The organism is Streptomyces flavochromogenes, assembly GCF_000717595.1.
GTDB classification, from domain to species: domain Bacteria; phylum Actinomycetota; class Actinomycetes; order Streptomycetales; family Streptomycetaceae; genus Streptomyces; species Streptomyces flavochromogenes.
Window position 1 is genome coordinate 31,173 of the sequence record NZ_JNZO01000007.1, and the last position, 20,013, is coordinate 51,185.

Annotated in this window: 23 protein-coding genes; 13 read left to right on the top strand and 10 right to left on the bottom strand. The window is 72.7% G+C overall.

The genetic code is table 11. The features are described 5' to 3' along the window. Positions 1-76 precede the first annotated feature (76 nt). Entirely contained in the window at positions 77-802 is a 726-nt protein-coding gene (locus IF00_RS0110025; RefSeq protein ID WP_051820036.1) for a cysteine hydrolase family protein, read from the top strand. Here the strand turns inward: IF00_RS0110025 and IF00_RS0110030 are convergent. After that, complete coding sequence (locus IF00_RS0110030; protein WP_030316509.1) at positions 789-1,190, bottom strand: Rieske (2Fe-2S) protein; 402 nt, start codon at positions 1,188-1,190, stop codon at positions 789-791. The two genes, IF00_RS0110025 and IF00_RS0110030, sit on opposite strands and share 14 nt — an antisense overlap. Positions 1,191-1,622: 432 nt before the next feature. Between IF00_RS0110030 and IF00_RS0110040 the strand changes: the two genes are divergently transcribed. Both IF00_RS0110040 and IF00_RS0110045 read left to right on the top strand, forming a co-directional pair. Continuing rightward, positions 1,623-2,270 (top strand): alpha/beta fold hydrolase, encoded by a 648-nt coding sequence (locus IF00_RS0110040; RefSeq protein ID WP_078944605.1) that lies wholly within the window; start codon positions 1,623-1,625, stop codon positions 2,268-2,270. A gap of 191 nt (positions 2,271-2,461) precedes the next feature. After that, a complete protein-coding gene (locus IF00_RS0110045) occupies positions 2,462-3,232 on the top strand; it encodes a MerR family transcriptional regulator (RefSeq protein WP_030316511.1) in 771 nt (256 codons plus the stop codon). On the opposite strand, the gene IF00_RS41050 is transcribed toward IF00_RS0110045, so the two are convergent. Genes IF00_RS41050 through IF00_RS0110060 form a run of 3 tightly spaced genes read right to left on the bottom strand, consistent with a single transcriptional unit; the run spans position 3,222 to position 5,101 of the window. Next, entirely contained in the window at positions 3,222-3,938 is a 717-nt protein-coding gene (locus IF00_RS41050) for an adenosylcobinamide amidohydrolase (RefSeq protein ID WP_030316513.1), read from the bottom strand. The genes IF00_RS0110045 and IF00_RS41050 overlap by 11 nt on opposite strands. Before the next feature lie 28 nt (positions 3,939-3,966). Next, a complete protein-coding gene (locus IF00_RS0110055) occupies positions 3,967-4,425 on the bottom strand; it encodes a group II truncated hemoglobin (protein ID WP_030316515.1) in 459 nt (152 codons plus the stop codon). A 37-nt stretch (positions 4,426-4,462) separates the two neighbouring features. Beyond that, a complete protein-coding gene (locus IF00_RS0110060; protein WP_078944606.1) occupies positions 4,463-5,101 on the bottom strand; it encodes a TetR/AcrR family transcriptional regulator in 639 nt (212 codons plus the stop codon). Positions 5,102-5,109: 8 nt separating this feature from the next. Here IF00_RS0110060 and IF00_RS43510 point away from each other — a divergent pair, with 8 nt between their 5' ends. Then, on the top strand, positions 5,110-5,661 hold the full coding sequence (locus IF00_RS43510) for an agmatine deiminase family protein (protein WP_245234469.1): 552 nt from the start codon (positions 5,110-5,112) through the stop codon (positions 5,659-5,661). 284 nt (positions 5,662-5,945) lie between these two features. Here the strand turns inward: IF00_RS43510 and IF00_RS41055 are convergent, their stop codons facing one another. After that, positions 5,946-6,305 carry a hypothetical protein gene (locus IF00_RS41055; RefSeq protein ID WP_051820038.1) on the bottom strand — a complete coding sequence of 120 codons (360 nt, stop codon included), beginning with the start codon at positions 6,303-6,305 and terminating at the stop codon, positions 5,946-5,948. A gap of 93 nt (positions 6,306-6,398) precedes the next feature. Beyond that, positions 6,399-7,505 carry a hypothetical protein gene (locus IF00_RS44915; protein WP_158710440.1) on the bottom strand — a complete coding sequence of 369 codons (1,107 nt, stop codon included), beginning with the start codon at positions 7,503-7,505 and terminating at the stop codon, positions 6,399-6,401. A 452-nt stretch (positions 7,506-7,957) separates the two neighbouring features. Between IF00_RS44915 and IF00_RS0110080 the strand changes: the two genes are divergently transcribed. The 7 genes from IF00_RS0110080 to IF00_RS0110110 all read left to right on the top strand — a co-directional run bounded on the left by IF00_RS0110080 (position 7,958) and on the right by IF00_RS0110110 (position 14,061). Beyond that, positions 7,958-8,803 carry a HipA family kinase gene (locus IF00_RS0110080; RefSeq protein ID WP_030316523.1) on the top strand — a complete coding sequence of 282 codons (846 nt, stop codon included), beginning with the start codon at positions 7,958-7,960 and terminating at the stop codon, positions 8,801-8,803. Then, positions 8,800-9,183, top strand: a complete 384-nt coding sequence (locus IF00_RS0110085; RefSeq protein ID WP_030316525.1) for a DUF3037 domain-containing protein — start codon at positions 8,800-8,802, stop codon at positions 9,181-9,183. Before IF00_RS0110080 ends, IF00_RS0110085 begins: the two co-directional genes overlap by 4 nt. A gap of 260 nt (positions 9,184-9,443) precedes the next feature. Next, positions 9,444-10,205, top strand: coding sequence for a 3-oxoacyl-ACP reductase FabG (gene fabG, locus IF00_RS0110090; RefSeq protein WP_030316526.1), 762 nt, complete (start codon positions 9,444-9,446; stop codon positions 10,203-10,205). 29 nt (positions 10,206-10,234) lie between these two features. Next, on the top strand, positions 10,235-11,002 hold the full coding sequence (locus IF00_RS0110095) for an SDR family oxidoreductase (RefSeq protein WP_030316528.1): 768 nt from the start codon (positions 10,235-10,237) through the stop codon (positions 11,000-11,002). 148 nt (positions 11,003-11,150) lie between these two features. After that, positions 11,151-12,728: an ABC transporter substrate-binding protein gene (locus tag IF00_RS0110100; protein ID WP_030316530.1), complete on the top strand. Its 1,578-nt coding sequence runs from the start codon at positions 11,151-11,153 to the stop codon at positions 12,726-12,728. A gap of 105 nt (positions 12,729-12,833) precedes the next feature. Further along, positions 12,834-13,517 (top strand): uracil-DNA glycosylase, encoded by a 684-nt coding sequence (gene ung, locus IF00_RS0110105; protein ID WP_030316532.1) that lies wholly within the window; start codon positions 12,834-12,836, stop codon positions 13,515-13,517. A 70-nt stretch (positions 13,518-13,587) separates the two neighbouring features. Further along, complete coding sequence (locus tag IF00_RS0110110) at positions 13,588-14,061, top strand: tetratricopeptide repeat protein (protein WP_030316534.1); 474 nt, start codon at positions 13,588-13,590, stop codon at positions 14,059-14,061. A 74-nt stretch (positions 14,062-14,135) separates the two neighbouring features. On the opposite strand, the gene IF00_RS0110115 is transcribed toward IF00_RS0110110, so the two are convergent. The 3 genes from IF00_RS0110115 to IF00_RS0110125 all read right to left on the bottom strand — a co-directional run bounded on the left by IF00_RS0110115 (position 14,136) and on the right by IF00_RS0110125 (position 16,036). Next, positions 14,136-14,621, bottom strand: coding sequence for a hypothetical protein (locus tag IF00_RS0110115; RefSeq protein WP_051820041.1), 486 nt, complete (start codon positions 14,619-14,621; stop codon positions 14,136-14,138). A gap of 116 nt (positions 14,622-14,737) precedes the next feature. Beyond that, a complete protein-coding gene (locus IF00_RS0110120) occupies positions 14,738-15,265 on the bottom strand; it encodes a DinB family protein (protein WP_030316537.1) in 528 nt (175 codons plus the stop codon). A gap of 21 nt (positions 15,266-15,286) precedes the next feature. Next, positions 15,287-16,036, bottom strand: coding sequence for a TetR/AcrR family transcriptional regulator (locus IF00_RS0110125; protein WP_078944610.1), 750 nt, complete (start codon positions 16,034-16,036; stop codon positions 15,287-15,289). Positions 16,037-16,139: 103 nt separating this feature from the next. On the opposite strand from IF00_RS0110125, the gene IF00_RS0110130 reads away from it, so the two are divergent. Both IF00_RS0110130 and IF00_RS0110135 read left to right on the top strand, forming a co-directional pair. Continuing rightward, positions 16,140-17,354: an FAD-dependent monooxygenase gene (locus IF00_RS0110130; protein ID WP_030316540.1), complete on the top strand. Its 1,215-nt coding sequence runs from the start codon at positions 16,140-16,142 to the stop codon at positions 17,352-17,354. A gap of 59 nt (positions 17,355-17,413) precedes the next feature. Next, positions 17,414-18,319 (top strand): Gfo/Idh/MocA family protein, encoded by a 906-nt coding sequence (locus IF00_RS0110135; protein WP_030316542.1) that lies wholly within the window; start codon positions 17,414-17,416, stop codon positions 18,317-18,319. Here IF00_RS0110135 and lnt read toward each other — a convergent pair. Then, positions 18,243-19,964, bottom strand: a complete 1,722-nt coding sequence (gene lnt, locus IF00_RS0110140) for an apolipoprotein N-acyltransferase (protein WP_078944611.1) — start codon at positions 19,962-19,964, stop codon at positions 18,243-18,245. The two genes, IF00_RS0110135 and lnt, sit on opposite strands and share 77 nt — an antisense overlap. Positions 19,965-20,013 lie beyond the last annotated feature (49 nt).

The following is a 20,013-nucleotide window of genomic DNA, read 5'->3' on the forward strand; positions in this document are numbered from 1 at the left end:
TCCGCACCCTTCTGGATTTCTGATGAGACGTCAGAAAGCATGGGGGGTCATTCGCGCGCGTGCAAGGGGAGAGGCCATGGAGCAGAGGGCGAGAGAGCGGCTCGGGGAGCGGATCCGGCCGGACGGCGGGGTCGTGCTGCTCACCGTCGAGTGTCAGCAGGGAGTGGTCGGGCCGGAGAGCGCCCTGCCCGAACTGGCCGCCGTCGCGCTTGCGTCGGGGGCCCTGCGGAATGTCGCCCGGCTGGTGGCCGCCGCGCACGCGGCGGACGTCCAGGTCATCCACGCCGTCGCCGAGCGGCGCCCCGACGGGCGGGGTGCCAACAGCAACGCCCGGCTCTTCCGGGCCGCCGCCCGGCTTCCCGTGCAGCAGCACAGCGGGAGCACGGCCGTACGGATCGCCGAACCGATCCAGGTGGCCGAGGAGGACCTCGTCGTCCGACGGCTGCACGGGCTCTCGCCGCTCGCCGGGACCGATGTCGACCCGCTGCTCCGCAATCTCGGCTGCCGGACCCTCATCGTCACCGGCGTCTCCGCCAACGTGGCCGTGCCCAACGCCGTCTTCGACGCCGTCAACCTCGGCTACACCGTGGTCGTGCCCGGGGACGCCATCGCGGGGGTGCCGGCCGACTACACCCCCGCGATGATCCGTCACACCCTCGCGCTCGTCGCCACCATCACCACGACCGACGAGATACTCGGCTGCTGGAAGCTCCCCCCGCGGCCCGGAGCCGCGGGGAGCGCGTCGGGCGCCGGACGTGCCGGGAACGCCGGGAGTGCCGGGGGCCTCGTCAGCCGAGGCTGATCGCGTCGCCGACCACCTGGATCGGTGTCGGCGGCAGGGGGGAGCCGGCCGGGCCGGACTTCACGCTGCCGTCCGACACGTCGAAGTGGCTCTGGTGGCACGGGCAGACGATGACGCCGTCCTTGATGCTGCTCACGGCGCAGCCCGCGTGGGTGCACTTCGAGGAGAAGGCCTTGAACTCGCCGGCCTTCGGCTGGGTGATCACCACGCCCTTGTCGGCGAGGATCTTCCCGCCGCCCACCGGGATGTCCGCGGTCCGCGCGAGCGTCTCGCCCTCCGCCGCCGTGCCCTTGTCGTTCGTGCCGCCGCCCCCGCATGCGGTGATTGCCGCTGCCAGGCCTGCGCCGCCCGCCGCCGCGACGACCGTCCGGCGTGCCACTCCGCTCATGTGCTGCCCCTCTTTCCTCTCGGTCCATTCCGTGGGCCTGACGGTACGGCTGTGACCTGTGTCCCGTTCACAGGATGGAGCGTTCGCCGCCTCACAGTTCTCATTGGTCGGGGCGCCCTGCGTCTTCGGCGCCGCGCGGACGGCCGCCGTCTTCGACCGGGCGGACCTCGACGAACCGGTCGCACCCGGCACCCCGTGACTCCCGGGCCGCCCTCCCGTCTTCCGGGGTCCGTATCTGACGGACCGTGCGACCTGGCAGACTGCGGGCCTCACGGTCGTCTCCCCCGTGTCGCGAGCGGACCGCTCCACTGGGGAAGCGGCAAGCGACTCCTGGAGGCCCACCATGGCGCAGCAGCCCGGACAGCCGGCGGTCCGCACGAGCGGACGGCCCCGCCGGCCACCGCACCGGCCCGGGAGCGGGGCGAGCGCCCGATGACGCTGTGCCCCACCCGGCGTGCGGATCCCGGCGGGTTCGTCGTCCGCAGCGCGCCCGCCGTGCCGACCGCGGCCGTGCTGCTGCTCCACGGGGGTCGCGCCGACGGCCCCGAGCCGCCCCCCGCCCTCAACCTGCCCGCCCTGCGCATGCGGCCCTTCGCCGCGGCCGTGAGCCGGGCCGTCCGGGGCCGGGACGTGCTGATCGCCGAGGTGTGCTACCGCCACCGGGGCTGGAACGGGGAGAGCGCCGACGCCGCCAGGGATGCCGCGAGCGCGCTCGTACGCCTCCGGGAACAGACCGGGCCCGTCCCCGTCGTGCTCGTCGGCCACTCGATGGGCGGCCGCGCGGCACTCGCCGCCGCGGCAGACCCCGCCGTCCGGGGTGTCGTCGCCCTGGCGCCCTGGTGCCCCACCGACGAGCCCGTCGACCACCTGGGCGGCCGGCGCCTCTACCTGCTCCACGACGAGAGCGACCGCGTCACCTCGGCCCGCGCGTCCTGGGACTTCGTCCGCAGGGCCCGCGCCGCGGGCGCGGACGCGGCGGGCATCCCGATGCCGACGGGCGGTCACGCGATGCTGCGCGGGGCCCATCTGTGGCACCGGCGGGCGGCCGAACTCACGGCGGCGCTGCTGTCGCACGGGTGAGGGGCCACGACCGGCTCGACCGAGTGCGGGCGCGAGGGGCGCGAGCAGGTGAGGGGCACGGCCGGCGTGCGGGTGCGACGGAGAGCGGGAAAGCTCGTTCCGGGGCTTGAAGCTGCCGCAACGGAAGCTCCTACCGTTCTGAGCAGGGCCGGAGCGACCGGCCCGTGACGCACTCGTGAGGGGAGGCGGCGATGGCCTGGCCCACCGCGGAGGTCGCCCGGATGTCGGGCGTGACGGCCCGGACCCTACGGCACTACGACGAGATCGGACTGCTGCCGCCGGCGTGGATCGGCACCAACGGCCACCGCTACTACGAGGAGACCCACCTGCTGCGACTGCAGCAGATCCTCGTGCTGCGGGCGCTGGGCCTCGGACTGCCCGAGATCGGCGAGGTCCTGGCCGAGCAGGTCGACGAGGTGGAGGCCCTGCGGGGCCACCGCCGCCGCCTGCTCGCCGAGCGGGACCGGCTCGACACCCTGGCCGCCACCGTCTCCCGCACGATCGTCGAACTGGAGCAGTCCGGAAAGGACGGCAGAGCCATGAGCGGAATCAACCGACCGGAGAACCTCTTCGAAGGCGTCCGGCCCTCCCAGTACGGGGAGAACCTGCGGGAGTTCCCCGAGCTCGCCGACGCGGTCTCGCGCCACGGCTCGACGCTGAGCGAGGAGCGGATCGAGGCGGGGCACCGCGAGCGCACGGCACAGATGATCCGGCTCGCGGAGCTGATGGTCGCCGGAACGCCCGTGGGCGCCGACGCGGTCGTTGCCGAGATCGAGGCCCAGTACCAGGCGCTGACCGAGCTCCGTGAGGTGTCCGCCGAGGACTTCCGCGCGATCGGCCGCTCCTGCGTGGCGAACGAGCGGTGGCGCGCGGCGTACGAGGCGATCGCACCGGGCCTGGCCGCGTATCAGCGGGACGCGATCGAGGCGTACGCCACGAGCCGGCTGGACGCTAGGGGGTGACCAGGCCGGCGCATGCCGCGCGCGTCGCCCCGTGAACCGCGCGGGCCAGGCGGGCGCCCCACAGGGAGCGCGGGCCGGCGAAGGGCTGGGGTTCGGTGCCGGCGCCGGTGCCCGTCCCGGCGCCGGCGCCCGGGCCGGTGGGCGTCGGGGCCGCCACGCAGACCGCGTCGGTCGGTGTGCCCGAGGCGTCCGCGCCGAGTTCCACCAGGGCCTGCACCTTCGCCTCGGTGGCCGTGGCCACCGCGTTCACCAGGGCGGCGTCCGTGAGGGGGACCGGCAGCGACACGATGATGTTGATCGTGCCGGGGTGGGGGATCGTGACGCCACCGACGCCCGGAGCCGCCGCCCAGCCCCGTACCCCTATCCCCGCGGTGACCACCGCTCGCACACCGCCGTCCTCGGCGTGGCGGCGGCCCGCGACCGAGGCGGCCGTCATCAGGCCCACGCCCGCGCCGGTGAGCCCCGCCCCGGCGGCCAGGTCGCTGAGGTGGGCGACGGGATCGAGCCGGTCGTAGCCGGGGGGTACCTGTGCGTTGATCACCCACTCCCGCTCGCCGATGCCACCGCCGAGCACCGCGCTCGACACCATACGGACGCCCGGCCCCGGAGCCCACACCAGCAGAGGCCACTCACGGCCCTGCTCCGTGTGGGTGAGCAGAGCCGCGTCGGCGAGAGACGCGCTGGTCAGGAGGGTTCGCGTAGGCACCCCCGCACCCTAGGGGGTGCCTCGCGGCTCAGGCGAGGCCGTCCCAGCCCCAGCGCGGGGTGGGACCGGGGTCGCCGAGGTCCGTGCCGGGCGCGGAGGCCGAGACGTCCTTGGCGATGCGCGTGCCCCAGTCGAAGTACTCCACCACCCGGCGGCGCAGCAGGGCGTCGTCCGGCAGCTCCTTCTCCACGGCCGCCGTCATCAACTCCATCCAGCGCAGCCGCTGTTCCTCCGTGATGCCGAGCCCGAGATGGGCGCGGAGCAGGGCCTGGTGCCCACCGAGCTCCGTAGTGAACTCGGCGGGACCCGAGAACACCTCCGCCAGCCAGACCGCGACGTGCTCCACATGGGCGGCGGTGAAGTCCGCGAAGACGGGTGCGAGGAGAGGGTCGGCCAGGACCGCCTCGTAGAACGTCTCGGAGAGTCGGCGCAGCGCGTCGGCGCCGCCCACGGCCTCGTACAGAGTGTTCGAGTGCTCGGCGCTCATGGAGGGCCTCCGGTTCCGGGATGTGTCCTCCCAGCTTTCACACGACACGGCCCGGATCCAAGGATGTTCGCTCTCGGCGGGGCGCCTCGGACGCGCCGGTGACCCAGGGCTCCGGCGGCCGGCGGCGACGCAGATGATGCAGCTCCACGGAGATGGCCGCCCGCATCAGTTCGCGGGCGTGGTCCAGGGACAGCGCCCCGCTCAGCCGGCGCGCGCTGAGTCCCTCCGTGAGGGCGGTCATGCGTTCCGCGGACGCGGTGAGAGTCGGCGCGGGAACGGCCGGGCACGCCTCACCCAGCAGAGCCGCGACGTCGTGGACCCAGATCAGGCCCGCTCTGGCGAGCTCGGTGCGCAGCTCCGGGTCGAAGACCGCGCTGGCCCGCAGTTCGCCCCACGCCGTGCTGTTCTCCCGTACCTCGGGAAGGTCCTGGAACTCGAGCAGCAGTGACCGTTCCAGTTCCTGGTGGGCGTCGAAGCCCCCGGTCGGCCCCTCGTCCGCCGTTGTGTACCGGTCGGCCCGGTCGCTGATGAACTCCAGGGTGTGGCGCAGGATGCCCGCCCGGTCCTTGAAGTGGTAGTAGATCAGCGCGGTGGACACTCCGGCCTCGACGGCCGGTTCCTCCACCCGCAGTCCACGGACCCCGCGCCGCGCTATGACTCGGGCGGCCCCTTCCAGGAACCCTCATGGCCACCCGCGGCAGCCTCGTGAACCGCAACCGCAACCCCGGGATGACGGAGCGGCAGCTGGAGGCCGCCATGTGCCAGGCGTACGGCGCCTCCAAGGTCGTCTGGTTCGACGGCGTCCGCGGCCAGGACATCACCGACGACCACGTCGACGCCACGTCCCGCTTCCTCGCCCCCGGCGAGGCCCTCGTCCAGATGCGCCTGGCGTCGGACAACGACGCCTACGCCCAGGACGCGCGCCGGCAGTTCAGCATCCTGTCCGCCTCGACGACCTCCACCGGCGTCCCGATGGACGCGATGCGGCTCCAGGGCCCCGACTACAACAGGATCCGCTCCACCAACCCGGAGTTCCTCGCCTCCTACGCCAACCTCTACCTCTGCAATGAAGCCGTCATCAGCGCCCACTTCGGCGACACCCGCGCCGACCAGGCGGCGAAGGCGACCCTGCAGAACCTCTACCCCGACCGGATCGTCGAGCGGCTGAACATCGACCGCCTCGGCACCGGTGGCGGCGGCATCCACTGCGTCACCCAGCAGCAGCCCGTCCGCTGACGAGCGGGGCACGGCGACCGAGGGCCGAAGCGGCACCGCGGAGACCCTGACGGGAGATCATGGCGGCGCCCCTTCCTTTCAGGAGGGGGCGCCCTTCACACGTCGGAGGAGACCCCTTCCTCGTCGGAGGAGAGGCCTTCGTCGGAGGGGAGCGCGTGCGTCCCGGCGGCCCGGCGTGGTTCTCCTCGCCCCGCGGGACGGGGTGTCCGGGCGGGGTCGGTCCCTGGACACCCCGTGATGGGCGGACACACCGCTCCGGACGGCGGGGTGAGGTCGGCCCGGCCTCACCGCAGGTGGCCCGACACCGCCTCGGCGAGGACGTCGACCCGCTGCCTCCGGTCGGGGGAAGCGGCCCCCGCTTCCCCGAGCGCGACGAGCAGGAACGCGTCCCCCTCGCCGTCGAGCCTCAGCCGCACGGCGGCGACATTGCCGCTGTCGGTGACGACGGCGGTTCCGGCCTCGGCGTCGCCGGCCTTCCTCGGGTAGCCGACCAGCTCGTCGACGGACGATCCCGACGGCATCTGGATCACCGGTGCCAGCGGGGCGATCGCCAGGGGTGTGCGGGTACCCACGGTGTGCACCTGCACGTCGTCCTTGCCGATGTGGAAGGTGCAGCTCACCAGGGCGCCCGGGCTCTCGGCCAACGGTTCCCCGGGCTTGGCCCGCTTGCCGCCTTCGGCCGTGGCGACGGGATCATCCCCGTCCCGGACGGTCCGCTACCGGCCGGCCCATCGTCGTCAGAAGGTCGGGGTGGAGCAGCCGAGCCGCTTCTCAATGGCCTCGACGAAGCCGTCGAACAGATCCTGCCTGCGGGGCGTACCGGGCGAGCCCACGGCGTCCTGGTAGCCCTGGCCGAACTCCAGGGAGAGGTACGTCGGTACCCCTGCGCAGTCGGCGACCACATGGCGGGGATCGAAGCCGGACATCCGGCGGCCGGCCACCTGCGGCTGCTCCTTGAACCCGGGCGAGGAGCGGATGCCTTCGACGATGCGCGGTTCCTGGGTCATGGCGTAGGTCGCGTACCCGGCGACCTCGCAGGCCCACGTGGGACGCCGGCTCTCCTGCACCGTCTCCTTCGCCTCGGTCCACCCTTCAGGTCCGGGGAACGCGAGACCTTCGAGACCGCACACCGCGCTCTTCTCGACCGGTCGTGAGACCGGGGACGCGGTGAGGGTGGGGGGAGTGGCGAGGGGCCCTTCGGCGAGACAACCGGCCCGTTCGGCGGCCCGGTTGGCCACGCCGGTCAGGAACCGGGCGAGCGCGAGGGGGTCGGAGCCCTCGGGCGCGTATCCCTCGACGATCGCGGGCCCGTCGTTCGTCGTGCAGGCGCCGGGCAGCAGGACCCATCCGTGGTCTCGGCCGACGGCGCCCGTGGAGCCCCCTGAGAAGAAGGACGTGCCGGCCGGGTTCGGCCAGCGGCCGTCGTCGGCGAAGGGGAAGTCGCCACGCTCACGGCTGGCCGAGACGCGCATGTGCTCGGTGTCCGCACCCGGGAGGAACGACGAGCTCTCGACGACGCAGGTGAAGGCGAGCCGGTCGCCCGCTCGTTCGTGGAGACCGTCGCGGTCGGAGACCCGGCCGGACGACGGGAAGACGGTCGCCGCCGAGTCGGTGGACACCAGCCCGCCGCAGACCTCGTCGTCGGCGAAGAGGTTGCTGTTCGACCACAGATGGGCTCCGACGACGAGGACGCCGATCGCCAGGACGGGGGCGACGGCCTTCCGTCCCCGAGCGGTCCGCTCGCTGCCTGCTGTCATTTCACTTCCATCCTCCGCGGCGGCCGAGGCGTCCTTGGCGTACTCGTAGGTGGCCGCGTCCACCATGCGCGCCTCGTCGGACGACACCGGTTCCCCCTTCACCGCTGTTGCTGCGCCCGCCACCGTGGCGAGCAGCCTCGAACGCGAGGGCGACACCACCCGTCCCCGTCCAGCCGGCGACCGAACGTGCGCGGCTCGGCAACGATCAAGTGGGAGTCTCAGCGATCATGCGGGGACCGTCCATACGTGCTGACACCCATCCGTCCGCGACAGGGGCGCGAGGAGGGGCACGTCCCTGGCCCGGCGGCTCGGACACTCCTCGCCCGTGATCACCCTCGGTTACTATGCTTCCTTGATGCCGGAAGCCGGCGGCAGGGGGCGCGGCACCGTCGACGGTCTGCCGGGAGAGCGGGGAGACCGGCTCGCCGGCCGAAACTCTGCAGATTCTCCCCAGCGCCGTGGACCGGTGATTCCCGCCTCTGCACCCCGGAGAATTCGTCCGTGGATTGTAAGGCGCAAGAGATGGGTGGCCTGGGAAAGTGTTGGAAGAGGTCGTAGCAACCCGCTACGTCACGCCTTTGCGTGAGGGCGGTTCGCTCCCCGGGATCGTCGAGGCCGACGATCTCGGAACGTACGTCATGAAGTTCACCGGCGCCGGTCAGGGGCGCAAGACCCTGGTCGCCGAGGTCGTCTGCGGACAGCTCGCCCGCCGGCTCGGTCTGCGGGTGCCCGAGCTCGTCACCATCCAGCTCGACCCCGTCATCGGACTCTCCGAGCCCGACCAGGAGGTGCAGGAGCTGCTCAAGGCGAGCGGCGGGCTCAACCTGGGCATGGACTACCTCCCCGGCTCGCTGGGCTTCGACCCGCTGGCGTACGAGGTGGACCCCGTCGAGGCCGGCAAGGTCGTCTGGTTCGACGCGGTGATCAACAACGTCGACCGTTCCTGGCGAAACCCGAACATGCTCGTCTGGCACGGCGACCTGTGGCTCATCGACCACGGCGCCACCATGATCTGGCACCACAACTGGCCCGGCGCCCAGGCGTCCGCCGCCAAGCCGTACGACGCCTCCGACCACGTGCTCGCCCGCTTCGCGCCGGACATCGCCGCCGCGGCCGCCGAACTGGCCCCGCGCGTCACGCGCGAGCTGCTCGACGAGGTCGCCGCCGACGTGCCCGACGAGTGGCTCGTCGACGAGCCCGGCTTCGACAGCACCGACGAGGTGCGCGCCGCCTACGTCGCGGCGCTGCTGCCGCGCGCCGCCACCATCCACGAGCGGATCACGCTCGGGCCCCGGACCGAGAGCCGGCCCCAGCAGCCGCCCGGCTGGCTCGCCGAGCGCCTCGCGCCCCGGACGCACTCCACCGAGAAGGACAGCACCCCGTGACCGACCGCGATGTCTTCGAGTACGCGCTGCTGCGCGTGGTGCCGCGGGTCGAGCGCGGCGAGTGCTTCAACGCGGGCGTCGTCGTCTACTGCCGCGCCCGTTCCTACGTGGCCGCCCGTACGCACCTGGACGAGGCGAAGCTGTCGGTGCTGGACCCGGCGGCCGACGTGACCGGGGTGCGGGCCGCCCTGCGCGCCGTCGAGGGGGTCTGTCTGGGGGGAGACGCCGCCGGCCAGGCCGCGGGCGACGACGCCGGACGGCGCTTCCGCTGGCTGATCGCGCCGCGCTCCACGGTCGTCCAGCCGGGGCCGGTCCACACCGGGCTCACCACCGACCCGGAGGCCGAGGTGGAGCGGCTGCTCGACCTCCTCGTGCGCTGAGCACCCCCCGCCCCGCCCTCCGGATCGCCCCGCCTCGCCCGGCCGGGCCCGCCTGCCCGTACGGCCGGGCGGGCCGCCCGCGTCCGCGCCCGGCGACGGGGAGTGACCGGGTGCACCCGGTGGGCCGTTGACACCGGGTGCCAGGGCTTCTAGCGTCTCGTTCTGCGGACGATACTAAGCGGTCGCTCATGTGCGGGACGCAGGAGCGGGTGACCGGTTCGACCGCGACCAGGGACGATCCAAGGGCGAGGAGAACCAGCATGTCCACCACCGAGCAGCGCGTAGCCGTCGTCACGGGTGCCGCACGGGGTATCGGGGCCGCCACGGCGCTCCGCCTCGCGGCCGAGGGCCGCGCCGTCGCCGTACTCGACCTCGACGAGGCGGCCTGCAAGGACACCGTCGAGAAGATCACCGCCGCGGGCGGCACCGCCCTCGCGGTCGGCTGCGACGTCTCCGACAGCGCCCAGGTGGAGGCCGCCGTCGCGCGCGTCGCCGCCGAGCTCGGCGCGCCGACGATCCTCGTCAACAACGCGGGTGTGCTCCGCGACAACCTGCTCTTCAAGATGTCGGAGTCCGACTGGGACCTCGTCATGAACGTGCACCTCAAGGGCGCCTTCCTGATGGCGAAGGCCTGCCAGAAGCACATGGTGGACGCGGGCTTCGGCCGGATCGTCTCGCTCTCCTCCTCCTCGGCCCTCGGCAACCGCGGCCAGGCCAACTACTCGGCCGTGAAGGCGGGTCTGCAGGGCCTCACCAAGACCCTGGCCAAGGAGCTCGGCAAGTTCGGCATCACCGCCAACGCGGTCGCCCCGGGCTTCATCGTCACCGAGATGACCGCGCAGACCGCCGAGCGCGTCGGCATGGGCTTCGAGGACTTCCAGGCCGCCGCCGCGTCCATGATCCCGGTGCAGCGGGTCGGCCGCCCCGAGGACGTCGCCAACGCGATCGCCTTCTTCGCCGGCGACGACGCGGGCTTCGTCTCCGGCCAGGTCATGTACGTGGCCGGCGGCCCCCTCAACTGACGACCGGCATCGAGAGGAGCACGGCAGACATGACCGCACAGGCACGGCCGGAACTGTCCGGCAAGGTCGCCCTCGTCACCGGCGCCAGCCGGGGCATCGGCTACGGCATCGCCGAGGCGCTCGTCGCCCGCGGCGACCGGGTCGTCATCACGGGACGCGGCGAGGAGGCCCTCAAGGAGGCCGTCGAGCGCCTCGGCGCCGACCGGGCGATCGGCGTCCCCGGCAAGGCCCACGACGAGGCCCACCAGGCCGCCGCCGTGGAGGCGGCGATGAACGGCTTCGGCCGGGTGGACTTCCTGATCAACAACGCCGGTACGAACCCGGTCTTCGGCCCCATCGCCGACCTGGACCTCGGGGTGGCCCGCAAGGTCTTCGAGACCAACGTGGTCTCCGCGCTCGGCTTCGCCCAGCGGACCTGGCACGCCTGGCAGAAGGAGCACGGCGGGGCGATCGTGAACATCGCCTCGGTCGCCGGTGTCTCCGCCTCGCCCTTCATCGGCGCGTACGGAATCAGCAAGGCCGCGATGATCAACCTGACCATTCAGCTGGCCCATGAATTCGCCCCGCTCGTGCGCGTCAACGCGATTGCCCCGGCGGTCGTGAAGACGAAATTCGCGCAGGCGCTGTACGAGGGCCGGGAGGCGGAGGCCGCCGCCGCCTACCCGCTCGGCCGGCTCGGAGAGCCCGAGGACATCGGCGGAGCGGCCGCCTTCCTCACCTCGTCCCAGTCGGAGTGGATCACCGGCCAGACCCTCGTGGTCGACGGTGGGATTTTCCTGAACGCCGGAGTCGGGTGACCGATAACCGGACACTTTCCGGATTTCGTGTCCGGATTGACCCCGGTTATACGTCGAATGCCTTAAGTGCCCCGTCAGGCTCGAACATTGACCTGGCGGGGTGCTGCGGTATCGTCGGCCGACCCGTGGCTGAACGAGGAGCGTGCACGTGTTCAACCGGACCAGTCTGCAGGCCGCTGCAGCCCTTGTGTCCATATCCCTGGTAACCGGATGCAGTGTCTTCTCGGACAGTGATTCGGCCGGGGATCAGAGAATCGTCGTCGGTACGACGAGCTCTCCCACCACGCTTGACCCAGCTGCCGCCTGGGACAATTCCTGGGAGCTGTTCCGGAATGTCTTCCAGACCCTGGTGAGTTTCCCGACGGGCAGCACGACCCCGGATTCCGACGCCGCGGACTGCAAGTTCTCGGACACCTCCAGCCGGGTCTTCGAGTGCAAGCTCCTGGAGGGCCTCACGTTCTCCAATGGGCACAAGCTGGACGCCAAGGCTGTGCAGTACTCGATCGAGCGCATCCGCACGATCAACCACAAGGGCGGCCCGAACGGCATGCTCGGCTCGCTCGACAAGATCGAGACCGTCGGCGACCGGACCGTCGTCTTCCGGCTCAACAAGTCGGACGCCACCTTCCCGATGGTCCTCGCCACGCCGGCGATGTCCCTCGTGGACCCGGCCGAGTACCCGGCCGACCAGCTGCGCAAGGACGGCAAGCTCACCGGCTCGGGGCCGTACGTCCTCGACTCGTACACCGAGCGCGAGTCGGCGGAGCTGACCAAGAACCCCACGTACAAGGGCTTCGCCGACCGTAAGAACGGCGGCGTGACCATCCGCTACTTCGACGAGTCCGAGGCGATGGTCGCCGCGCTCAAGAAGAAGGAGATCGACGCCACCTACCGCGGCCTCACCGCCGAGGAGGTCGTCGAACTCCAGGAAGACAAGCCCGAGAACCAGGGCCTCCAGATCGTCGAGTCGACCGGCGCCGACATCCGCTACCTGGTCTTCAACACCCAGGACCCCACGATCGCCAAGCCCGCGGTCCGCAAGGCCATCGCCCAGGTCGTCGACCGCGACGAACTGGTCAGCAAGGTCTACCAGAGCACCGCCGAGCCCCTGTACTCCATGGTGCCCAAGGGAATCGCCGCCCACACCACCAAGTTCTTCGACCGCTTCGGCGACCCGGACGCCAAGAAGGCCAAGAAGATCCTCCGCGAGGCCGGCATCACCGAGCCCGTCGAGCTGAAGTTCTGGTACACGACGGACCGCTACGGCTCCTCGACGGCCGCCGAGTTCAAGGAACTCAAGCGCCAGCTGGAGGAGACAGGCCTCTTCAAGGTCGCCATCGAGGGCAAGCCCTGGAAGGACTTCCAGGCGGGCTACCAGAAGGGCGAGTACCCGGTCTTCGGCCGCGGCTGGTTCCCCGACTTCCCGGACCCGGACAACTTCGTGGCGCCGTTCGTCGGCAAGGAGAACGTCCTCGGTACGCCGTATCTGAGCCCCAGGATCACCGGCGAACTGCTCCCGAAGTCCCGCCGCGAGAGCGACCGCGGGACCGTCACGGACGAGTTCGTGGAGGCCCAGGAGATCATGGTCCAGGACGTCCGGCTGCTGCCCCTGTGGCAGGGCAAGCTGTACATCGCGGCCCGTGACGACATCGGCGGCGGCGAGGGTGCGCTCGACCCGCAGACGGTCATGCAGCTCTGGGAGCTGAGCCGCCGGGCCAGCTGGTAGGACCCGGGGCAGGCCGGCAGCCGGGAGCCTGAGGGGGCCACTGTCAGTGGCCCCCGGTAGGTTCGGGGACGGAGTAGAAGGAACGTCCACCGGAGGTTGTTGACCGTGACCGACACCAGCATGCTGCCCGAGTCCTGGCGGAGTGTTCTCGGCGAGGAGCTGCGGAAGCCGTACTTCGCGCAGCTCACCGAGTTCGTCGAGGAGGAGCGCGCCAAGGGACCGGTCTTCCCGCCGAAGGACGAGGTGTTCGCAGCCCTCGACGCCACCCCGTACGACAAGGTGAAGGTCCTGATCCTCGGTCAGGACCCGTACCACGGAGAGGGGCAGGGGCACGGTCTCTGCTTCTCGGTCCGGCCCGGGGTGAAGACCCCGCCCTCCCTGCGGAACATCTACAAGGAGATGCAGGCCGAGCTCGGCCACCCCGTTCCGGACAACGGCTATCTGATGCCGTGGGCCGAGCAGGGAGTCCTCCTGCTCAACGCCGTGCTGACCGTCCGCTCCGGCGAGGCGAACTCGCACAAGGGCAAGGGCTGGGAGAAGTTCACCGACGCGGTGATCACCGCCGTCGCCTCGCGCCCCGACCCCGCCGTCTTCGTCCTCTGGGGCAACTACGCCCAGAAGAAGCTGCCCCTCATCGACGAGGAGCGGCACGTGGTGGTCAAGGGCGCCCACCCCTCGCCGCTCTCGGCGAAGAAGTTCTTCGGATCGAATCCCTTCACCCAGATCGACGCGGCCGTCGCCGCCCAGGGACACGAGCCGATCGACTGGCGCATCCCGGACCTCGGCTGAGCCTCGGCCCGATCCGGCCCCGGTGCGGCTAGCGTCGGCTCTCCCAGTGGGTGAGCGGGTGGAGGTCGCGGTGACCGAGCAGCAGCAGGTGTCGGACGACGGGGTCATGACCAGGATCGGGCAGGCGATGATGCTGCTCCACGGCGGCGACCGCGAGGAGGCACGCAACCGCTTCGGGCTGCTCTGGCAGCAGATCGGCCCGGACGGTGACCCCCTGCACCGGTGCACCCTCGCGCACTACATGGCGGACGCCCAGGACGACCCGGACACGGAGCTGGCCTGGGATCTGCGGGCCCTGAGCGCCGCGGAGGGCCTCGCGGAGGAGCGGCTCGCCGAGCACGGCTCCGCGGTCGCCCTCCGGGCGCTGTACCCCTCGCTCCACCTCAACCTGGCCGCCGACTACGTCAAGCTCCAGCGGCCCGACGCCGCGCGGGTCCATCTGGACCGGGCCCGCGCCGCCTCGGACCACCTCGACGACGACGGCTACGGGAACGGGGTGCGGGCCGCGATCGACCGCCTGGAGCTGCGGCTTCGGGGGGTGTGAGGGCCGGGGCTCCCCGCGGGCCGCTCGCCCTCCCGGCGAGCTCCTCGACGGGGCGTACCACGCCCTGCCGGGCCTCAGCGGCCGTACGTGCCGTGGCAGATGCGTGACGGGTCGCTGTCGGGCGCCCAGCCGCCGTACCGCTCGCCCAGGTCGCAGACCTCCCCCCGGGAGACCGGCGGGTTCTTCGGCAGCTCGGCCAGTTCCGCCGGCAGTTCGGGCAGCGGCGTCCGGGTCTCCGGGCGCGGACGCTCACGCTGCCGCGGTACGGACTCGGGGCGTGGCGCCTCCGTGCGGGGCGGAGCCGCTTCCCGCCGGCGTGCCTCGGGCGAGGGCGTCGCGCGGGCCGCGCCGGTCGCCGGGGGAGTGGGGAGTGCCGCTTCGAGGGCGTCGAGGGCAGGCCCCTCGACGATCTGTGGGGCCACGTCCTGGCCGGGGCGTACGGTCTCCGCGACGGGCGCGGGGGCGGGTGCGGTCGCCGGGCCGTCCACCGAGACGCAGCCCGTGAGGGCGGCCACGGCCGCCCCGACCAGGATCTTCGCTGTTGTTCGGGTTCCATGCACCCGCGCAACTCTGCTGGCCCGGCGGTGATCTTCGCGCCCCTACCGGAGGGGAATGCCCCGCACGGGTGAGCGACGCGGGACCGGACTTGACCGCTCGGCCCCCGGCGCGCGAACGCTCAGTCTCCGGTCGCGCCGTCGATCCGCTCCCGGACGAGGTCCGCGTGGCCGTTGTGGCGGGCGTACTCCTCGATCATGTGCAGATAGATCCAGCGCAGGTTGTACGACTTCCCGGAGTGGTGTTCGCCCTCGCCCAGGTCGTCCAGACCTCGCGTGGCGGCCACGGTGCGGGCGTGGGCGATCGCCGCCTGCCAGGTCGCGTGGGCCTCCTCGTAGGTGTCCTCGTCGGTGAGGTGGAAGTCCCGGTCGCGGTCCTCCTCGGTCGAGTAGATCCAGCCCGCCTTCTCGCCGGCCAGGACGTTGCGGAACCAGCCGTTCTCGACCTCCGCCATGTGCCGGACGAGGCCGAGCAGGCTGAGCTCCGACGGCGGGGCGGACAGGGTGCGCAGCTGGGCGTCGTCGAGCCCCTCGCACTTCCTCGCGAGCGTCGCGCGATGGAAGTCGAGCCACTGCTCCAGCGCCTCGCGCTCGCCGGAGGTGGTGGACGGGTCGACGCGGAGGGGGGTTTCGATGCGTTCGGTGGTCATGCGCGGCATCGTCCCCCACGATCACCGGCGGGCGCCACCGCTTTCCCCGCGCCCGGGCCGGCCGCCGCCGAGCATGCCGCGCAGCAACTCGTCGAATCCGGTGCGCAGTTCGGCTCGGCTCGGCACGGACGCGTGGAAGGAGCCGGCGGCGCAGGAGAACATCAGCCCCTCGCACCAGGCGATGAGGGAGAGCGCGTGACGCTCGGGCTCGGGTGAGCCGGCCGCCGCCGTCATCGCGACCAGCGGGCCGTGGAAGACGGCACCCGCGGCGTCGAAGAAGGAGCGGAGCTCGGGGCGGCGGGTCGCCTCCAGGGCCAGTTCGTAGCGGGAGACGAGCAGGGCGCGGTGGTCGGTGAGGTAGCGGTGCAGGGCGAGGGAGAGCGCGTCCACGAGTGTGTCGGTGCCGATGGGCGCCCCCTCGTGGGCTCCTTCCCGTGCCCCTTCCGCCGCTCCGGGCCCGGCGGCGCCCGGCAGTTCGTCCGGGGTCAGGACCTGGGACTCCAGCTGCACCTGACGTCGTACGGCCGTCTCCAGGAGCGCCTGGCGGGTGCGGGCGTGGTTCGACGTCGACCCCTGCGGCAGGCCCGCCCGCTCGTCCACCGCCCGATGGGTCAGGCCCCGCATGCCGCGCTCCACGAGGAGGTCGAGGGCGGCGTCGCCGATCCGGTCCGCACGGGAGGGGGCGGGGGAGCCGGAAGGGTCGGGAGCGCCTGCCGATCCGGGAGGTCCGGGAGGTCCGGGAAGGGCAGCGGAGGGCGTCGCTGAGGTCATGAGGACAACCTACAGCGGGTAGCTTCCCGCATCACTACATCTGTAGTACGGTCGCATCGCCGGGCGTACTACACCTGTAGTCCCCCCGATCCGAGGAGCAGTCATGGAACAGCACCGTGCCGTCGTCGTCGGAGCCGGCATCGGCGGACTCACCGCCGCCGTCGCCCTCCACCTCGGAGGCTGGCAGGTCACCGTCCTGGAGCGGTCCGCCGACCTCGCCCCCGTCGGCGCCGGCATCGGCCTCGCCCCCAACGCCCAGCGCGCTCTGGACGTCATCGGCCTCGGCGACCGCGTCCGGGCCCTCGCCGCCTGGCAGGGCGACGGCGGCATGCGCGCCCCCGGCGGCCGCTGGCTCGCCCGTACCAACGCCAAGGCCGCCGCCGCGCGCTTCGGCGGGCCGCTCGTTCTCCTCCACCGGGCCACCCTCGTCGACATCCTCACCTCGGCCCTCCCCGACGGCGCGGTGCGCACCGGAGCGGCCGCCACGCTCGTCGACCCCGGCGACGACCACCGCCCCGCCCGCGTCGCCACCTCCGACGGAGAGATCGAGGCAGCGCTCGTCGTCGGCGCCGACGGCATCCGTTCCGCGACACGGCACGCCCTCTTTCCCGGGCACCCCGGCCCGCGATACGCCGGCTGCACCACCTGGCGGGTCGTCGTCCCGGCCCCCGAGCGGCCGTTCGCCCCGCACGAGACCTGGGGCGCCGGACGCCTCTGGGGGACGCAGCCCCTCAAGGACGGCAGGATCTACGCGTACGCGATGGCCGCCGCCCCCGCCGGCGGCCGGGCGCCCGACGACGAGAAGGCCGAACTCCTCCGTCTGTTCGGCGACTGGCACCACCCCGTCCCCGAGATCCTCGCCGCAGTGGACCCCGCGCAGGTGCTCCGCCACGACGTCCACCACCTGACCGACCCGCTGCCGGCCTACCACCAGGGCCGGGTCGCGCTGCTCGGCGACGCCGCGCACGCGATGATGCCGAGCCTCGGCCAGGGCGGAAACCAGGCGATCGAGGACGCCGTCGTCCTCGCCCACCACATCGGCCCCGCGGTCGACGCCCGGCTCACCGGCCCCGCAGCCGACTTCGTCCCGAGCCGCGCCCTCGCCGCCTACACCGCCGACCGCCTCCCCCGTACCACCGCCATCGTCCGCAAGGCCGCCCGCACCGGAGCCGTCACCCTGCTCGCGGCCCGCCCCGCCGTCGCGCTGCGCGCCACGCTCGTCAGCGCGGTCTCCCGGTTCGGCCCGGGGCTCGTCCTGCGCGGCTTCGACGGCATCGCCGACTGGCGGCCGCCGGTGGCCCCGGCCCGGTCCGCGTAAGCTGACCAGCGCGAACGGCCCACCCGTACAGGGCCTGTGGACACGACAAGGGAGAACCCGTGAAGGTTGGCTGCATCGGACTCGGCGACATCGCGCAGAAGGCCTACCTTCCGGTCCTCGCCACCCTCCCCGGGGTCGAACTCCACCTCCAGACCCGCACCCGCGCGACGCTCGACCGGGTCGCCGACACCCTCCACCTGCCCGCCGCGCAGCGCCACGGCGACCTCGACTCGCTGCTCGCCGCCGGACTCGACGCCGCCTTCGTCCACGCGCCGACCGCCGCGCACGCCGAGATCGCCGGCCGGCTCCTGGACGCGGGCGTCCCCACGTACGTCGACAAGCCCCTCGCGTACGAGTACGCCGAGTCCGAGCGGATCGTGGAACTGGCCGAGAAGCGCTCGGTCGGCCTCGCCGTCGGATTCAACCGGCGCCTCGCCCCCTCGTACGCCCAGTGCGCCGAGCACCCGCGCGAGCTGATCCTCCTTCAGAAGAACCGCATCGGCCTGCCCGAGGACCCCCGCACCTTCGTTCTCGACGACTTCATCCACGTCGTCGACACCCTGCGGTTCCTCCTCCCCGGCGAGATCGAGCACGTCGACGTGCGCGCCCGGATCCGCGAGGGACTCATGCACCACGTCGTGCTCCAGCTCTCCGGAGACGGGTTCACCGCCATCGGCATGATGAACCGGATGAACGGCTCCACCGAGGAGATCCTGGAGGTCTCCGGGCAGGACACCAAGCGCCAGGTCGTCAATCTCTCCGACGTCGTCGACCACAAGGGCCAGCCGACCCTGCGGCGGCGCGGCGACTGGGTGCCGGTGCCCCGCCAGCGTGGCATCGAGCAGGCCGTACTGGCCTTCCTCGACGCCGTACGGGACGGGCGGGTGCTCAGTGCCCGGGACGCCCTGCGGACCCACGAGCTGTGCGAGCGCGTCGTGCGCGAGGCGCTGATTCAGGCCTCCTGAACGCACCCGCGCCCTCGGCGGCGCACACCGCGCCCACCACGGCGAGCGCTCCGTACAAGGGCCAGTCGCCCCAGCGGACGTAGCCCGTCGTCGTGTCCGAGAGCGGCAGCTCGCGGACGGCGACGGCGCTCGCGTCCGTACCGAGCACGGGTCCGATCCTGCGGCCGTCGGGGCCGTACGCCGCGCTGACCCCGGTGAGTGTCGCGTGTGCGACGGGCCGGCCCGTCTCCGCGGCCCGCAGCGCGGCAAGAGACGCGTGCTGGGCGGGCGCCCAGCTCTCCTGGAAGGTGCTGGTCGACGACTGGACGACGAGCAGCCCGGCCCCGTCACGGACGAGGTTCCGGCTCATGTCGGGGAAGGCGGACTCGAAGCAGATGAGCGGGCCGATCAGCGGCTCCGGGGCGCCGGCGCCGGTGGCTTCCCCGCTGTCGGCGCCCGTGGCGGGCAGCCTCATCAGGACCGGTGTGGTGCCCCGCCGGCGGTCCTCGTCGGCGGCCTTGCCGAACGACGTCACCCAGCCCAGGACGCCCCGCGCGGGAATGTACTCGCCGAACGGCACGAGCCGCATCTTGTCGTAGCGCTCACCCGTGAGCCCCGCAGGACCGACCAGGACGGCACTCTTGAAGATGCCCGGGCGGTCGGCCCGCCGCGCGTCCACATTGACCAGGAGCGGCGCGTCGACCTCCCGTGAGAGGGCCGTGAGCCGGGCGGCGAGATCGGGGCGGCCGGCCGGATCGGCGCCGACACCGCTCTCGCCCCAGACCACCAGGTCGAGGCGCTGCCCGGCGAGCGAGCGCGTCAGCTCCTCGGCACGCTCGAACCGTCGCTCCGCCCCGCCCGCCCCGTCGAACACCCCCGGCTGGACGAGGGCCACCCGCACCGTCCCGCTCACACGCGGCGCCCCCACCCCCCAGGCGGCCGTACCGGCCACGAGCGCGCAGCCCGCCAGCCCCGCGACCCCCACGGTGCGCAGCCCCGGACCGGCCACGAGCAGGGCAACGGCAGTGTTCGCCGCCACCACGAGCGCGGTCACCAGCCACACCCCGCCGACCGAGGCCAGCCGGAGCGCCGCCGGCACCTGCCACTGGCTCGCGCCGAGCAGCCCCCAGGGCCCTCCCAGCCCCTCCCAGGAGCGCACCAGCTCGATCAGCAGCCAGCCGGAGGGCACCGCGACCAGGGCGACGGCGGCCCGCAGCGCCGACGGGGCGCCGCCGAGCAGGGACCGCACGAGCCAGGCCCAGGGCAGCCACAGCAGGCCGAGCAGCGCGGAGAGCGGGAGGAGGAAGACGTGCAGGCTGGGCAGCAGCCAGTGGTGGACGGCGAACACGAAGCCGATCCCGCCCAGCCAGCCGTCCAGGGCGGCCCGGCCCGCTCCCGGAGCCGTACGGATCAGGAGAAGCCAGGGGACGAGCGCCAGGTACGCCCACCACCAGAGTCCGGGGGCGGGGAAGGCGAGCGCGGGCAGCGCGCCACAGCCGACGGCGAGCAGGGAGCGGGCCAGGGCACGCCGACGCCGCCGGGTCCGGCCGCCCGGGTCACGGCCGGGGGCCCGGTCCTGGTCCTGGTCCGGCGCCTGGTCGGGGTCAGGTGGCGGGCTCTGGTCCTGATCCCGGTCCTGGCCCCGTCGTACGAACGGATTTCGCATGGCATGCCTCCGCCCTTGCCTTCAGTGTCGGGCGTGACCGGGTTCGGCG

Excerpts from the sequence above, each read along its gene's own strand:
- IF00_RS0110025 (WP_051820036.1), top strand. The coding sequence starts at position 77 with ATGGAGCAGAGGGCGAGAGAGCGGCTCGGGGAGCGGATCCGGCCGGAC.
- IF00_RS0110030 (WP_030316509.1), bottom strand. The coding sequence starts at position 1,190 with ATGAGCGGAGTGGCACGCCGGACGGTCGTCGCGGCGGCGGGCGGCGCA.
- IF00_RS0110040 (WP_078944605.1), top strand. The coding sequence starts at position 1,623 with ATGACGCTGTGCCCCACCCGGCGTGCGGATCCCGGCGGGTTCGTCGTC.
- IF00_RS0110045 (WP_030316511.1), top strand. The coding sequence starts at position 2,462 with ATGGCCTGGCCCACCGCGGAGGTCGCCCGGATGTCGGGCGTGACGGCC.
- IF00_RS0110055 (WP_030316515.1), bottom strand. The coding sequence starts at position 4,425 with ATGAGCGCCGAGCACTCGAACACTCTGTACGAGGCCGTGGGCGGCGCC.
- IF00_RS43510 (WP_245234469.1), top strand. The coding sequence starts at position 5,110 with ATGGCCACCCGCGGCAGCCTCGTGAACCGCAACCGCAACCCCGGGATG.
- fabG (WP_030316526.1), top strand. The coding sequence starts at position 9,444 with ATGTCCACCACCGAGCAGCGCGTAGCCGTCGTCACGGGTGCCGCACGG.
- IF00_RS0110095 (WP_030316528.1), top strand. The coding sequence starts at position 10,235 with ATGACCGCACAGGCACGGCCGGAACTGTCCGGCAAGGTCGCCCTCGTC.
- IF00_RS0110120 (WP_030316537.1), bottom strand. The coding sequence starts at position 15,265 with ATGACCACCGAACGCATCGAAACCCCCCTCCGCGTCGACCCGTCCACC.
- IF00_RS0110125 (WP_078944610.1), bottom strand. The coding sequence starts at position 16,036 with ATGACCTCAGCGACGCCCTCCGCTGCCCTTCCCGGACCTCCCGGACCT.
- IF00_RS0110130 (WP_030316540.1), top strand. The coding sequence starts at position 16,140 with ATGGAACAGCACCGTGCCGTCGTCGTCGGAGCCGGCATCGGCGGACTC.
- lnt (WP_078944611.1), bottom strand. The coding sequence starts at position 19,964 with ATGCGAAATCCGTTCGTACGACGGGGCCAGGACCGGGATCAGGACCAG.